The organism is Pseudomaricurvus albidus (assembly GCF_018863235.1).
Lineage (GTDB): Bacteria > Pseudomonadota > Gammaproteobacteria > Pseudomonadales > Cellvibrionaceae > Pseudomaricurvus > Pseudomaricurvus albidus.
Genome location: NZ_JAHKRS010000009.1, coordinates 114353 through 128561, shown reverse-complemented (window position 1 = coordinate 128561; position 14209 = coordinate 114353). Strand labels below are relative to the sequence as shown.

The 14209-nt window shown below is 53.1% G+C and carries 13 protein-coding genes; 8 read left to right on the top strand and 5 right to left on the bottom strand.

Annotated features, from left to right (window positions below):
* The first annotated feature begins 29 nt into the window (after window positions 1-29).
* The 7 genes from metG to KOI40_RS14635 all read left to right on the top strand — a co-directional run bounded on the left by metG (window position 30) and on the right by KOI40_RS14635 (window position 8644).
* A complete protein-coding gene (gene metG, locus KOI40_RS14665) occupies window positions 30-2081 on the top strand; it encodes a methionine--tRNA ligase (protein WP_216098277.1) in 2052 nt (683 codons plus the stop codon).
* Between the two features lie 200 nt (window positions 2082-2281).
* Window positions 2282-2857, top strand: coding sequence for an electron transport complex subunit RsxA (gene rsxA / locus KOI40_RS14660; RefSeq protein WP_216098276.1), 576 nt, complete (start codon window positions 2282-2284; stop codon window positions 2855-2857).
* A 26-nt stretch (window positions 2858-2883) separates the two neighbouring features.
* Window positions 2884-3507 carry an electron transport complex subunit RsxB gene (gene rsxB / locus KOI40_RS14655; RefSeq protein WP_216098275.1) on the top strand — a complete coding sequence of 208 codons (624 nt, stop codon included), beginning with the start codon at window positions 2884-2886 and terminating at the stop codon, window positions 3505-3507.
* On the top strand, window positions 3504-6110 hold the full coding sequence (gene rsxC / locus KOI40_RS14650) for an electron transport complex subunit RsxC (RefSeq protein ID WP_216098274.1): 2607 nt from the start codon (window positions 3504-3506) through the stop codon (window positions 6108-6110). The genes rsxB and rsxC overlap by 4 nt, the downstream gene beginning before the upstream one ends.
* Before the next feature lie 55 nt (window positions 6111-6165).
* Window positions 6166-7227, top strand: coding sequence for an electron transport complex subunit RsxD (gene rsxD, locus KOI40_RS14645; protein WP_216098273.1), 1062 nt, complete (start codon window positions 6166-6168; stop codon window positions 7225-7227).
* Between the two features lie 2 nt (window positions 7228-7229).
* Complete coding sequence (gene rsxG / locus KOI40_RS14640) at window positions 7230-7919, top strand: electron transport complex subunit RsxG (protein ID WP_216098272.1); 690 nt, start codon at window positions 7230-7232, stop codon at window positions 7917-7919.
* Between the two features lie 11 nt (window positions 7920-7930).
* Window positions 7931-8644 (top strand): electron transport complex subunit E, encoded by a 714-nt coding sequence (locus tag KOI40_RS14635; protein ID WP_216098271.1) that lies wholly within the window; start codon window positions 7931-7933, stop codon window positions 8642-8644.
* 56 nt (window positions 8645-8700) lie between these two features.
* Here the strand turns inward: KOI40_RS14635 and KOI40_RS14630 are convergent, their stop codons facing one another.
* Window positions 8701-9042, bottom strand: a complete 342-nt coding sequence (locus KOI40_RS14630) for a 4a-hydroxytetrahydrobiopterin dehydratase (protein ID WP_216098270.1) — start codon at window positions 9040-9042, stop codon at window positions 8701-8703.
* 114 nt (window positions 9043-9156) lie between these two features.
* On the bottom strand, window positions 9157-10674 hold the full coding sequence (locus KOI40_RS14625) for a fumarate hydratase (RefSeq protein WP_216098269.1): 1518 nt from the start codon (window positions 10672-10674) through the stop codon (window positions 9157-9159).
* A gap of 470 nt (window positions 10675-11144) precedes the next feature.
* On the opposite strand from KOI40_RS14625, the gene KOI40_RS14620 reads away from it, so the two are divergent.
* A complete protein-coding gene (locus KOI40_RS14620; protein WP_216098268.1) occupies window positions 11145-11453 on the top strand; it encodes a Lar family restriction alleviation protein in 309 nt (102 codons plus the stop codon).
* An 84-nt stretch (window positions 11454-11537) separates the two neighbouring features.
* Here the strand turns inward: KOI40_RS14620 and KOI40_RS14615 are convergent, their stop codons facing one another.
* The 3 genes from KOI40_RS14615 to sodB form a co-directional block, all read right to left on the bottom strand.
* Window positions 11538-12392, bottom strand: coding sequence for a LapA family protein (locus tag KOI40_RS14615; protein WP_216098267.1), 855 nt, complete (start codon window positions 12390-12392; stop codon window positions 11538-11540).
* A gap of 244 nt (window positions 12393-12636) precedes the next feature.
* Window positions 12637-13275 carry a urate hydroxylase PuuD gene (locus tag KOI40_RS14610; protein WP_216098266.1) on the bottom strand — a complete coding sequence of 213 codons (639 nt, stop codon included), beginning with the start codon at window positions 13273-13275 and terminating at the stop codon, window positions 12637-12639.
* A 201-nt stretch (window positions 13276-13476) separates the two neighbouring features.
* Window positions 13477-14061 carry a superoxide dismutase [Fe] gene (gene sodB, locus KOI40_RS14605; protein WP_216098265.1) on the bottom strand — a complete coding sequence of 195 codons (585 nt, stop codon included), beginning with the start codon at window positions 14059-14061 and terminating at the stop codon, window positions 13477-13479.
* Between the last annotated feature and the right edge of the window lie 148 nt (window positions 14062-14209).

Sequence of the window (14209 nt, the reverse complement as noted above, 5' to 3'; positions counted from 1 at the left end):
CATTCACCCGAAGCGAGATAGCAACTGTTATGACTGAGCGTCGTAAAATTCTGGTTACCAGCGCACTGCCTTACGCCAACGGCTCCATTCACCTGGGGCACCTGGTGGAGTACATCCAAACGGACATCTGGGTGCGATTTCAGAAGATGCGCGGTCACGACTGCACCTACGTCTGCGCGGACGACGCTCACGGCACCGCCATCATGCTCAAAGCTGAGCAGCTGGGGCTGACGCCGGAACAACAAATTGCCAATGTAAAAGCCGAGCATGAGAAGGATTTCGCCGATTTTCTCGTGAATTTCGACAATTTTCACTCCACCCACTCGGAAGAAAATCGCGAGCTGTCCTCTTACATCTACGAGAAGCTCAAGGCCAATGGCCACATTGCCAGCCGCAAAATTACCCAGGCGTTCGACCCCGAGAAAGAACTCTTCCTGGCCGACCGCTACATCAAGGGCAGCTGCCCCAAGTGTAAAGCCGATGACCAGTACGGCGACAACTGCGAAGCCTGCGGGGCGACCTACTCACCCACCGAGTTGATCAATCCGAAATCTGTGATCTCCGGCGCGACGCCCATTGAGAAAGAATCCGAGCACTTTTTCTTCAAACTGCCCGAGTTTGAAGGCTTTCTGAAAGAGTGGACCCGTGCCGGTCACCTGCAGGACGAAGTGGCAAACAAACTGTCTGAATGGCTCGATTCCGGCCTGCAGGAATGGGATATCTCCCGGGATGCGCCCTACTTCGGCTTTGAAATCCCCGGCGAAAAAAACAAGTTCTTCTATGTCTGGCTGGACGCCCCCATTGGTTACCTGGCGAGCTTCAAAAACTATCTGAGCAAGCAGGAAGGCGTGGACGTTGCCGCCACGTTCAACGACTACTGGAAACCGGATTCCGATTGCGAGGTTTACCACTTCATCGGTAAAGACATTGTCAACTTCCACGCCCTGTTCTGGCCAGCCATGCTCAGTTCTGCCCAGTTCCGCACGCCGACCAAAGTGTGCGTCCACGGTTTCCTGACCGTCAACGGCAAGAAGATGTCCAAATCCCGCGGCACATTCATCAATGCCCGCACCTATCTGGACTACCTGAATCCCGAATACCTGCGCTATTACTTCGCCGCCAAGCTCAGCAGCGGTGTGGACGATCTCGACCTCAACCTGGAAGACTTCATTCAGCGCGTAAACAGCGATCTGGTCGGCAAGGTCGTCAACATTGCCAGCCGCACCGCGAAGTTTATCCAGAAAAGTGGTGGCACCTTATCTACTACCGTCGCTGACGAAAGCCTGTGGCAGCGATTTGTCGAGGCCGATCAAGTGATTGCCAACTTCTATGAGAATCGCGAGTTTGGCAAAGCCATGCGCGAAATCATGGCTCTGGCCGACGCAGCCAACGAGTACATTGCCGCACAAGCGCCCTGGTCGCTGGCTAAAGAAGAAGGTACCGAACAACAGGTGCTGGACATCTGTACTCTGGGCGTCAACATGTTCCGCGCACTGCTGACCTGGCTGAAGCCTGTCATTCCCGCTTTGGCGGCGAGCGCAGAAGAGTTTTTGAATGAGACTCTGAGCTGGAACGCTCCGGTGGCATTCCGCGGTGGCGAAAGCATCAACAAGTTTAAGCCGCTACTGACTCGTATCGAGAAAGAAAAAGTAGACGCCATGCTGGAAGCCAGCAAAGAAGCTCTGGCGACACTGGAAGCTCAAACCGACAAACCGGCAGCAGCGGACACCGAACTGGCCAAAGAGCCCATCGCCGATGAAATCAACTTTGACGATTTTGCAAAAGTGGATCTACGTGTCGCTCTGATTGCCAAAGCCGAGCATGTGGAGGGCGCTGACAAGCTCTTGCGCCTGACGCTGGATCTCGGTGGCGAAACCCGAAACGTGTTCTCCGGTATCAAAAGTGCATACCAGCCAGAAGACCTCGAGGGCAAGCTGACCGTAATGGTGGCAAATTTGGCTCCGCGCAAGATGAAATTCGGTGTTTCTGAAGGCATGGTGTTGGCTGCGGGTCCGGGCAAGAAAGAAATCTACTTGCTTGAACCCCATTCAGGCGCCAAACCTGGCCAGCGAGTGATGTAAGCCTTCCATTCGTCATTGCGAGGAACCGGGCGACACTGGTCCTCGCAATGACGGATTATGCGCAAGTAACTCAGCCAATAACCCTTATCGGCAAAACCGTTAACAAGATACTAATTAAACCATTAAAATTGTAAGGCTTCCGGTTTTGCACCGGAAACTGCCTATTATGACAACCGGTTAACCGGTGATGAGCCTGAACTATGACAGACTTTGTGGTGATATTGATCAGCACGATCCTGGTCAACAACTTTGTACTGGTCCAGTTTCTGGGCCTGTGCCCCTTCATGGGTGTTTCCAATAAACTGGAAACAGCCATTGGTATGGGTGGGGCGACCACGTTTGTACTGACGTTGGCCTCGATCTGCAGTTATCTGGTACACAACTTTATCCTGGCCCCACTCGGACTCGAATACCTCAAGACCATCGCCTTTATTTTGGTGATCGCTGTGGTTGTACAGTTCGCCAAGATGTTTATCGAGAAAACCAGCCCGCTGCTGTATCGCGTACTGGGCGTCTTTCTGCCCCTGATTACCACCAACTGTGCCGTTTTGGGTGTGGCTCTGCAAAATACCGCCAAAGCCCATACCTTTACGGAGTCGGCTCTCTATGGGTTCGGTGCCGCCCTGGGCTTTTCCTTTGTGTTAATTCTCTTTTCTGCCATGCGCGAGCGTCTCGCTGTGGCTGACGTGCCCGTGCCTTTTAAAGGTGCCGCTATCGGCATGATAACCGCAGGCCTGATGTCGCTGGCCTTCATGGGCTTTAGCGGTCTGGTCTGAGCACCGGCTGAATATTGTAGACAACTATGTACGAATATCTTCTGACACATCCATTTCTGGCGGCTCTGGCTGCACTGGTAGCACTGTCTCTGGTGTTTGGTGCCGTACTGGGCTATGCCGCCGTTCAGTTTAAAGTCGAAGGCGACCCCATTGTGGATCAGCTGGACGAGCTCTTGCCCCAAACCCAGTGCGGACAATGCAGCTATCCGGGTTGTCGCCCCTACGCCGAGGCCATTGCCAATGGCGACGCCATCAACAAATGTCCTCCCGGAGGACAGGCGACCATCAACGCCATTGCCGACCTGCTGGATGTCGAAGCCCCAACACTGGATGAAGAACACGGCGAAGAATCCGAAGTTAAGACCGTCGCTTACATCCGTGAAGATGAATGTATTGGCTGCACCAAGTGCATTCAGGCCTGCCCGATGGATGCCATTCTGGGCGCGGCCAAACAGATGCATACCGTCATTGCCGATGAGTGCACCGGCTGCGACCTCTGTGTAGAGCCCTGCCCGGTAGATTGCATCGATATGCTGCCTGTGGAATCCGGTCTGAGTGACTGGAAATGGAACAAGCCCCCGGCAGTTGTTGAAAACATTCAGATCATTGCCACCGATAAACACCCCGATAAAGATGGAGCGGCCGCGTGACAAAAATTTGGTCGATCCCCGGTGGAATCCACCCGGAAGAAAATAAAAGCCAGTCCCTGCAATTGCCTCTCGGCGAAATCAGCCTGCCGGACGAACTGATTTTTCCGCTCAGCCAGCATATCGGCGCTCCCGCGAAACCTGTTGTTGCTGTCGGTGACCGTGTTCTTGGCGGACAAAAAATTGCCGAAGCAAAAGGCATGATCAGTGCTCCGGTTCACGCCTCCACATCCGGTACCGTAACTGCCATTGAAGATCGTACCTTGCCACACCCTTCCGGGTTAAGTGGCCCCTGCATTGTGATCGCGGCCGACGGCAAAGATGAGTTCGCCGACTTTGAAACCTGTGAAGACTACCTGTCACTGGACAGAGACACGCTGGTACAAAAAATTCGCAATGCGGGCATTACCGGCATGGGAGGCGCGGGTTTCCCCACTGCGGTAAAACTGAGCCCACGTGCAAACCAGCCAATCGACACACTGATTCTCAACGGCACTGAGTGTGAGCCCTACATCACCGCCGACGATATCCTCATGCAAACCCGCCCGGAGGACATCATCCGAGGCACCCAGCTGCTGGCTCACCTGCTGGGTAATCCTGAACGGGTTGTTATCGGCATTGAAGACAACAAACCCAAAGCCATTGCCGCTGTCACTCAGGCAGCACAAGGCACCAACATTGAAGTGGTGAGCTTCCCCACAAAATACCCGTCCGGCGGCGAAAAACAGCTGATTCAAATCCTCACCGGCAAGGAAGTGCCTTCCGGCGGATTACCGTCTGATATTGGTATTGTATTGCAAAACGTGGGAACAGCCGTCGCAGCCTATGAAGCAGTACGCTTTGGCAAGCCCCTGATCGAACGTATCACCACGGTTGTGGGCCAGGCTTTGGAAACCCAGCGCAATATTCTGGTACGTCTGGGGACACCGATCCATCACGTGCTGGCTGAACACGGCTTTGTCGAAAAGAAAGCCATGCGCCTGATCGTTGGCGGCCCCATGATGGGGTACGCCCTGGAGCAGGATGACGTACCGGTGGTCAAGACCACCAACTGCATTCTGGCGCCCACCAAAAAAGAATTGCCGCCACCGCCACCGGCCCAGGCGTGTATTCGCTGCGGCATGTGCGCCGAGGCCTGTCCCGCCAGCCTGCTGCCACAACAAATGTACTGGTACGCGGCAGCGGAAGAATACGACCGTCTCGAAGCCCAGAACATCAAGGATTGTATCGAGTGCGGCGCCTGCTCCTTTGTCTGCCCCAGCAACATCCCGCTGGTGCAGTACTACCGTGCGGCCAAAGGCACCATGCGGCAAATGGCGATCGATAAAGAGAAATCCGATCGCTCACGCAAGCGCTTTGAGTTCCGTCAGGAACGTATCGCCAAAGCAGAAGCAGAAAAAGAAGCCAAGCGTCTGGCCCGCAAAAAAGCGGCAGAACTCGCCAAGCAAAAACAGGAAGCGGAAAAAGCTGCGGGCGTAAAACCGGCATCGCACGCAGACAAAGTCGACATCGTTGCCACCGCCATGGCCAGCGCCAAGGCCAAACAGGCCACGCCTGAAGAGCAAAAATCCAAACTGCAGCGAGCCGTCACCAGCGCCGAAGGCCGATTGGAAAAACTTCAGCAGCGTCATGCCGAAGCCGAGGGCGACATGAAAGACCGCCTGGCAGCTCAAATCAAGCAAGCCGAGCTGAAACTGCAGGAAACGCAAAACAAGCTGGCCGACTTTAAACCCGTGCCCACCGAAATCGTTGCCGAAGCCACTGATAGGGCCCCGGCCGCCACCGATCCAAACGATCCGGTTGCAGCTGCCATTGCCCGCGCGCAAGCGAAAATGACCATGGCACCGGACGAGAAGCTGAAAGCCAACATCGAATCGTTAAACGGACGTCTCGCCAAGGCCGAAGAAAAGCTGGCAACCGCCCAGGCAGAAAATTCCGACAAGGTTGAGGCACTGCAAACCGGTGTCGACAAACTCAAAGAGAAAATCGCAACCGCCGAGAAAGAACTCGCCGAGTTGGCGCCATCGGCTCCTGCCGCACCCGCACCTGAAGAACAGGATGCCGCGGCGGCCGCCATTGAGCGAGCCAAAGCCAAAGCGGCTCAGCAGGCCAGTATGTCTCCGGAGGACAAGCTTCGGGATCAGCTCAACAGCATGGCAGGTCGTTTGGAAAAGGCTCAAGCCAAGCTCGAAAAAGCCAAAGCTGACAACGCCGATACCGTTGACGCCCTGCAACTTGGGTTGGACAAGATGCTCAGCAAACGCGACAAACTGCGTGACGAATTGAGAGCAATCAACCCCAAGGCTCCGGAACTGGACGATCAACCAACGGCCTCGTCTAAAGCAGAAGAAACACCTGAACAGCCTGATGCAGCCACAGCCGCCATCGAAAAAGCCAAGGCAAAGGCAGAAGCTCTGGCCAACATGTCGCCAGAGGACAAGCTGCGGGATCAGATTGCCTCGCTTGAAACCCGTCTGGAAAAAGCCAGACAGCGACTCGCCAAGGCTGAAGCCGAAGACGATCCCAATCTGGACGCCTTTAAAACGGGTGTTGAGAAGACAGAAGCCAAGTTAGAACAGGCAAAGCAAGAATTGAGCAACGCTTAACAGCCTTATGACGACACCCCGCACAGCGGGGACAGCAGCGCCAACAGGAAACACTATGGCCTTTATGAAAATGACATCGCCGCACACCACCCGTGCGGGCGATACCGGCGACGTAATGAAGCAAGTCATACTTGCCTGCGTGCCCGGTTTGATAACCCTGAGCTATTTCTTCGGCCCCGGCACACTGATAAATGTGGTGATGGCCTCCATCACGGCAATAGCCTGCGAAGCCGCTGTTCTGAAACTGCGCAACCGTCCTGTTGGTTTCTTCCTCAAAGATTACAGCGCCGTGGTCACCGGTGTTCTGCTGGGTCTGGCTCTGCCCCCCTACTGCCCTTGGTGGATCGTCGTCGTCGGTACCGCTTCGGCAATCATTCTTGCCAAACATCTGTATGGTGGCATGGGTTACAACCCATTCAATCCCGCCATGGTCGGCTATGTGATATTGCTGATCTCCTTTCCTGTGGAAATGACCCAGTGGGCAATTCCACGCACCATGCTTGAAGACGGTCAGGGACCGCTTGGCCCCTGGATAGCACTGCAGCACATCTTTACAGGCGCTGGCAGTATCGACGCCTTTACCGGTGCCACACCTCTGGATGTGTTTAAGCACAATAATTCACAGCTTGTCGAACACCTGTACAACTCTGAACCCATCTTTGCTACCGGCCGCTGGGCTGGCGCTGGGTGGGAGTGGGTTAACCTGGCCTTTTTGCTGGGCGGGGTGTATTTGCTGTATCGCAAGATTTTCACCTGGCACACTCCGGTCAGCATGCTGGCTACCATTTTCATCCTGTCTTTGGCCTTTTACGACGGCGGCAGCTCACACAGTGGCGGCTCACCCTACTTCCACCTGCTCTCCGGCGCCACCATGCTGGGCGCGTTTTTTATCGCCACAGATCCCGTTTCGTCGGCAGTCAGTACCAAAGGCAGACTGTTCTATGGTGCCGGCATCGGCATACTGGTCTACGTCATTCGCGTCTGGGGCAACTACCCTGATGCAGTCGCCTTTGCAGTACTGTTGATGAATTTTGCAGCGCCTTTTATCGACTATTACACGCTGCCGCGCACTTATGGCCACGACAAAGCCCGTCGCGCCACCGAGAAAAAGGACTGAACATGCTGGGTCTTTCCATCAGTAAAAACAGCCTGTTACTGGGTTTGTTTGCCCTTATTACCGCTGCTATTCTGGCAGGAACACAGGCGGGTACACGCGATCGTATTGCCGCAGCTGAACGCGAGGCAGCGCAAAAAGCTCTGCTGGAAATTGTGCCCTTAGATCGTCACAACAACGATCTTCTGGTCGATACTGTCACCATAGAGCCTGAGTACTGGCCACTACTGGGGCTGAAAGAAGGTGGTGAGATTAACATCGCCCGAGACCACGACACGCCGGTAGCAGCAATCATTCCCGCTGTCGCACCCGACGGCTACAGCGGCGACATCAAACTGATCATCGGCATCAACGCCGATGGAACCGTCGCGGGCGTCAGAGTGCTGTCCCACAACGAAACACCGGGGCTGGGTGACAAGGTCGAGCTGAAAAAGAGCTCCTGGATCCTGGGCTTTAACGGCAAATCCCTGGGTCAGCCTGCCGCTGAAGAGTGGGCCGTCAAAAAAGACGGTGGTGAATTTGATCAGTTCACCGGCGCCACCATCACCCCGCGTGCCGTTGTTAAAAAGGTTAAGGAAGCCCTGCAATATTACGCAGAAGCCGATCCTCTGGGATTAAAGCCCGAGACCACTGGCAAGAGTGATGCGCACACCACTGCATCCAACGACTCCTCATCAGATACAGCTGACAACTGAGCGATACCATCATGACGACTAGCTACTCAGAAATCACTCACAATGGCTTATGGAAAAACAACCCGGCTCTGGTTCAGCTGCTGGGGCTGTGTCCATTACTGGCCGTCAGTGGCAGTGTCGTAAATGCCCTGGGATTGGGGCTGGCCACCATACTGGTTCTGGTGGGTTCCAACATTGCGGTATCACTGATCCGCAGAACGGTGAGTGACGCGGTACGCTTGCCCGTTTTTGTGATGATCATTGCTTCTTTTACAACCTGTACCGAACTGCTGATGAAGGCCTACACCTTCGAGCTGTATCAAATACTGGGTATTTTTATCCCTCTGATTGTGACCAACTGCGCCATCCTCGGACGCGCCGACGCCTTTGCCAGTAAAAACAATGTGCCGGCCTCTGCGGTTGACGGTTTTATGATGGGGATGGGATTCGCTCTGGTGCTGGTCGCTGTGGGGGCTATTCGTGAAGTACTTGGCCATGGCACCCTGTTCGCTGACATGAATCTGCTACTGGGCCCTATGGCTGAGCACTGGAAAATTACCCTGTTCGATGACTATCCCGGCTTCCTCGTCGCTATCCTGCCACCGGGTGCTTTTATCGTCACAGGCTTTTTGATTGCGATTAAGAACCTGATTGATGCAGAAGTGGAAAAACGCGAGAAAGCGAAAAAGACCACTCCTGTCGTGAAGGGCAGTAAGCGCGTGCGCACTACGGGGACAATCTCTTAAAACACACCGGTGTTTAAGGCACCCACTGATTTTTAAAAGATACAATCGCAGACGGATTATTTACCGTGCAAATAATCCGTCTTTGCAGCCATCACAAAATCGTTGCGATGCAATCCCTGAATGGTATGAGTCCACCAGGTCACTGTAGTCTTGCCCCACTCGACTAAAATAGCGGGATGATGATTCGCCCCTTCGGCCAGCTCGCCAACCGCATTGGCAAAGTCCAGCGCCTGATTAAAATCTTTAAAGGGAAAGACCTTCTCTAACTGATTTATCCCATCTTTGGAAACCACCGACCAACCTGCCAGCTGCTGCAGTAACGCCTGCTGATCCTCTTGCGGAACTTGCGGGGCATCCGCTCGGCAGGTGGTACAGGCTTCTCCGGCCAGTGACTTCATAATCTTCTCCCAAACAATGGTTACTCTCAGTGTAGCTCACTAAATCAAGTTCACTGAGACATAAAAAAACCGGGCAATGCCCGGTTTTCACAGTGCGACGCACGAGGTCAGCAATTACTGAACCTCGATAGCACCTTCTTCGATTTTGGCCTTCCAGATTTGCGGGCCTGTCTGGTGAACAGATTCACCTTTCACATCGACCGCAACCGTTACTGGCATGTCCTTGATGGTGAATTCATAAATGGCTTCCATTCCCAGATCTTCAAAGCCAACCACTTTAGAGGCTTTAATGGCTTTGGACACCAGATAAGCAGAACCACCCACAGCCATCAGGTACACAGCCTTGTTGTCTTTAATGGCTTCGATAGCCATCACACCGCGCTCGGCTTTGCCCACCATGCCGATCAGACCGGTTTTTTCCAACATGGTACGGGTGAACTTATCCATACGGGTTGCAGTGGTCGGACCTGCAGGCCCCACAACTTCACCTTCAATAGGATCAACAGGGCCTACGTAGTAAATCATGCGGTTGGTGAAATCCACTGGCAGCTCTTCGCCTTTGGCGATCATATCGACCATACGCTTGTGGGCTGCGTCGCGGCCGGTCAGCAATTTGCCGGACAACAGAATGGTTTCACCTGGCTGCCACTCGGCAACATCTTCTTTGGTGATTTCGTCCAGGTTCACACGGCGGGCATTACCCACTTCCCAGGTAATTTCAGGCCAGTCATCCAGACTTGGGGGCGTTTGCAGCGCAGGGCCTGAACCGTCCAGGGTAAATTTGCACAAACGGGTCGCGGCACAGTTAGGAATAATCGCAATCGGCTTGTTGGCAGCGTGGGTCGGGCAATCTTTAACTTTGACATCCAGAACCGTAGTCAGACCACCCAGCCCCTGTGCACCAATGCCCAGATTGTTCACCTTTTCCATCAACTCCAGACGCAGTTCTTCAGCACGTGTGCTGGCGCCGCGCTCTTGCAGATCCTGAATATCAATCGGATCCAACAGGGCTTCTTTCGCCATGGCCATGGCTTTATCGGCCGTACCGCCAATACCGATACCCAGGATACCCGGTGGACACCAGCCTGCACCCATGGTGGGCAGGACGCTTAATACCCAGTCCACGACAGAGTCAGACGGGTTCAACATCGCAAACTTGGTCTTGGCTTCAGAACCACCGCCTTTCGCGACTACGTGCACATCCACCTTGTCGCCAGGCACCATCTTGTAGGTGATCATGGCGGGCGTGTTGTCACCCGTGTTTTTGCGAGCGCCGTCCGGATCGGCCAGAACAGAGGCACGCAACTTGTTGTCTGGATGGTTGTAAGCGCGGCTCACACCTTCGTTGATCATGTCTTCGATGCTGCAATCGGTATCCCACTGCACATTCATACCAATTTTCATGATGACGCTGACAATACCGGTATCCTGACAAATCGGACGGTGGCCTTCGGCACACATGCGAGAATTGATCAAAATTTGAGCCATTGCATCCTTGGCTGCCGGACTGGCTTCACGCTCGTAAGCGGCGTTCATGGCCTGGATAAAATCTTTCGGGTGGTAGTAGGAAATGAACTGAAGTGCATCGGTGATGCTGTCAATCAGGTCGTCTTTGCGAATTACCGTAGTCATCGGCTACATCTCTCACTCAGGTTGTCAGAATCGAAGGACTGTGTGCGTCCCTATCACGGTTAGCGGCCGATTTTACACCAGCTGGGCGAGTTTGTCCGGCCGCCTTTGCGATACCAATAAAAATCCGGTCGAACGAATATCCATCTACTTTGTGGTGTCTTGCCCGATAATCCTGTGGATTTTCATCACACCCCGCAACCTTGAACAAATTTCACCCAATTTCTTGCATTCACGAACAGCCACTCTAGACTTAAATCTGACAACCAGTGGATATTGGGGTGCTTTTCACTCAATGATGTTTGCTATCCAATGACACGCTCGGCAGAAGTCCGACACCTTCCTAACCCTCCGGGTATCCCTTCCGGCACAGACCCGACTCCCTCAAAAAAACACGCTTCCACGCAAACATACGCGTTTCATAACAGCTCGATTTCAATAACTAATCCAACACCATTAATGGAGATCTTATTATGGCGTCTCTGATTGAGCCATGCCCTTTTTGTGACAGCGGGCACCTGCACATCAGTCATCACCTGCTATCTCACTCTGTGACCTGCCAGACCTGCAAGTCCACCGGACCTCACCGAAGAAAGCTGGAGGATGCCTTGCAGGAATGGAACCACACCTCCAAACTCCTGCGCAGCGCCCGTACGGCCAGTAATGTCCAGGTCCATGGCCACCTGCATGAATTGGAAGACGCGGTGAGAAACCTGGCCAGCGCACTGAGATACGGACCGTTCAAACACAAGGGCGCAACCAAACTGGAACTTGAACATTAGCCCACTGAGTTTTGTTGCCTCATAACAAAAAGCCCCTCAATAGAGGGGCTTTAGGCGGTGTATCCAAAACATGATTTTTGCTTACTACAGGCCGGGATTCAGCTGCCGCTTCAAATCCAGAATGTCGCGATTCACCGTCCGGCGATAGGCATCGATGGCCTCAATCGCATCTTCATTGCGCTTCACTCTGCGGGCCAGATCGGTTTTCAGCTGCTGCATTTGAGTGTCGACTTTATTTGCCTGATCGATCAACTCACGCATTTGCTTTTTCTGGCTGTCAGTTGCATCGGACAACAGATTCAGTTGCTCACCCTGAAGGGAAATATTGTCGCTGAGCGCCTTCCAGTTCTTTTCTTGGGATTGCGCCAACTTGGTTGCTGAAGCAGCGGCACTGGAAGCGCTCTTGGCCGATTTAGCCACCGCCGCCAACTGAGCTTTATTGTCCGCAATGCCTTTTTTATTCACATTGCGGGTATCCCATAACTTGCGAATCTCGTTGCTTGCCACATCCAATTGTTTGCGCGTTTCACGCAAATTGGCCTGCAACGCCGTTACCGATTGGCTGGACTCATCATCCGACAAGGCAAGTCGCTGCTCCAACTCTTCAATACGCTTCTCAGCCGCACTGGCCTGATGCTGAACCTTGACCAACTGCCAATAGGAAAAACCAGCCAACCCCAACCCCGTTAACGCCAGTATCAACGCAAACGGCACCAGAGGAGATTTTGCCTGTCCCCGCGACGAAGACACAGGCGCCGGCCGCGGACTGGACGATCCATTGCGCCGGTCGCCCCTACCTGACGCTGACGCTCCCTGAGCAGGAGATTTGGCGGTGGATTGCGCAGGTTTTGACGACGGAGAACTGGACGGAGATACCGCAGGTTCTTCACGGGTAGAGCCCAGACCGGATAAGGTCGGCTCCTTGCGATCAACGGTCATTCTATTCCTCAAAGCGATTAGCTAAAAACTGAAAAATACATACTTACCTGGGCCAGATAACAACCAACCCCTGTAAAACAGTGGTTATATCAAACGCCTGAGTATATTGACATCCCAAACCTCAAAAATGACGATGGAAGCTGAAAAAAACACCCTATTCGGAAAAAACCGGGCAGAGCCCGGCTTTATTCAGTCACGGTACAGATGGTTTTCCAAAGGGCTAACACCCGCCAAAAACATCTGCTTAGACGTACATTACCAGCGCCGCCATCACCAAAGCCAGTGCAATACTGCAATGAATCACGCCCATCACAGAAGCCAATGGACCTTGCTTACCGGCAATAGCATTCACTTCCAGAGCAGCGATAAGAGCCAGCACCACCCACAAGCCTGTAGAACCTGACGCAGCCTGACCGTAGCCACCACCAGTGGCAAAATGAGGACCAGCCAACATAAAAAACACCAGAGGCGCGGAAAACAGCGTATTGGTTCGGGAAGCCAGTAAAGCCTTGCCCGCTGCAGCCGGGCCATCCCCGTCAACCATACCCAGAGCAATTTTCTGATTGGGCCAGATGATCAGCCAGACATTCAGGAACATGATGGTCCCTAAGGTCGCACCGGCCACAATATAGGCATTAAAGGAGCCATAAGACATTTTGACACCCACCAGCAGCAGAACACCTGTGATAAAGGTGAGCATCGCTCCCCAGCGGAACCACCAAAGCGCATCCGGAGCCAACTTTTCCTTGGCGTCTTTCAAACCTTCAGCCGTTGCCTTTTTAAAATACCCCCCTTGGATAAAGTTGAAGTAATAGAGCAACCCGATCCAGGTAATCCCGAACAACACATGCAACCAGCGAAAAATAAAATCCATTAAAACCATGATTCACTCCTTAAACGGTGATCAATTATTATTGTGTAGAAACTCAATGCAATGCCAAGGGGCCTTTGTTGCCTTGTAGGACTCACTCAAAGCCACAACGCCCCCGGAAAAACACTACGCATAAAAAAAGAGGACCAAGGCCCTCTTTTTATTCGTTAACCCTGCCAGCTTTAAGATAAGCCGGCAGCATAACTTGACTGCTTAAGCAGAGAAGTTAGCGTTAACAAAGTCCCAGTTCACCAATGACCAGAAGGCATTCATGTAGTTAGGACGAGCATTGCGGTAATCAATGTAATACGCATGCTCCCAAAGGTCTACAGTCAGAATTGGGGTTACGCTCTCGTCGGTCAAAGGCGTAGCAGCATTGCTGGTGTTAACGATGGCTACAGAGCCGTCAGCTTTTTTCACCAACCAGGTCCAGGAAGAACCGAAGTTATTGATGGCTGAGTTTGTGAATTCTTCTTTGAACGCTTCAAAAGAACCAAACGCAGCGTTGATGGCGTCAGCCACTGCACCAGTCGCTTCACCGCCACCGTTAGGGCTCAGGCAGTTCCAGTAGAAGGTGTGGTTCCAGATTTGAGCTGCGTTGTTAAATACACCGCCAGTAGAAGTTTTAACGATGTCTTCCAGGCTCTTGCCTTCGAACTCAGTGCCCGGAATCAAGCCATTCAGTTTGTCCACATAGGTTTTGTGGTGCTTGCCGTAGTGGTACTCAAGAGTCTCAGCGGAGATATGTGGCGCTAAAGCGTCTTGTGCGTATGGCAATGCTGGCAATTCGATAGACATAGATCTCTTCCTTATATATCGGTTAACTCACGGTAAGTTGTTTTCATCACAGCTTGAGGCAGCATTCGGACAGCAGTACCAAACAATCCTGAAAAACTATTGTTGAAACCCTAGTTCACAACGATCATTCAAACTACACATCCGAGCC

Coding starts and splice junctions, on each gene's coding strand:
- metG (WP_216098277.1), top strand. CDS start 30: ATGACTGAGCGTCGTAAAATTCTGGTTACCAGCGCACTGCCTTACGCC.
- rsxA (WP_216098276.1), top strand. CDS start 2,282: ATGACAGACTTTGTGGTGATATTGATCAGCACGATCCTGGTCAACAAC.
- rsxB (WP_216098275.1), top strand. CDS start 2,884: ATGTACGAATATCTTCTGACACATCCATTTCTGGCGGCTCTGGCTGCA.
- rsxD (WP_216098273.1), top strand. CDS start 6,166: ATGGCCTTTATGAAAATGACATCGCCGCACACCACCCGTGCGGGCGAT.
- rsxG (WP_216098272.1), top strand. CDS start 7,230: ATGCTGGGTCTTTCCATCAGTAAAAACAGCCTGTTACTGGGTTTGTTT.
- KOI40_RS14635 (WP_216098271.1), top strand. CDS start 7,931: ATGACGACTAGCTACTCAGAAATCACTCACAATGGCTTATGGAAAAAC.
- KOI40_RS14630 (WP_216098270.1), bottom strand. CDS start 9,042: ATGAAGTCACTGGCCGGAGAAGCCTGTACCACCTGCCGAGCGGATGCC.
- KOI40_RS14625 (WP_216098269.1), bottom strand. CDS start 10,674: ATGACTACGGTAATTCGCAAAGACGACCTGATTGACAGCATCACCGAT.
- KOI40_RS14620 (WP_216098268.1), top strand. CDS start 11,145: ATGGCGTCTCTGATTGAGCCATGCCCTTTTTGTGACAGCGGGCACCTG.
- KOI40_RS14615 (WP_216098267.1), bottom strand. CDS start 12,392: ATGACCGTTGATCGCAAGGAGCCGACCTTATCCGGTCTGGGCTCTACC.
- KOI40_RS14610 (WP_216098266.1), bottom strand. CDS start 13,275: ATGGTTTTAATGGATTTTATTTTTCGCTGGTTGCATGTGTTGTTCGGG.
- sodB (WP_216098265.1), bottom strand. CDS start 14,061: ATGTCTATCGAATTGCCAGCATTGCCATACGCACAAGACGCTTTAGCG.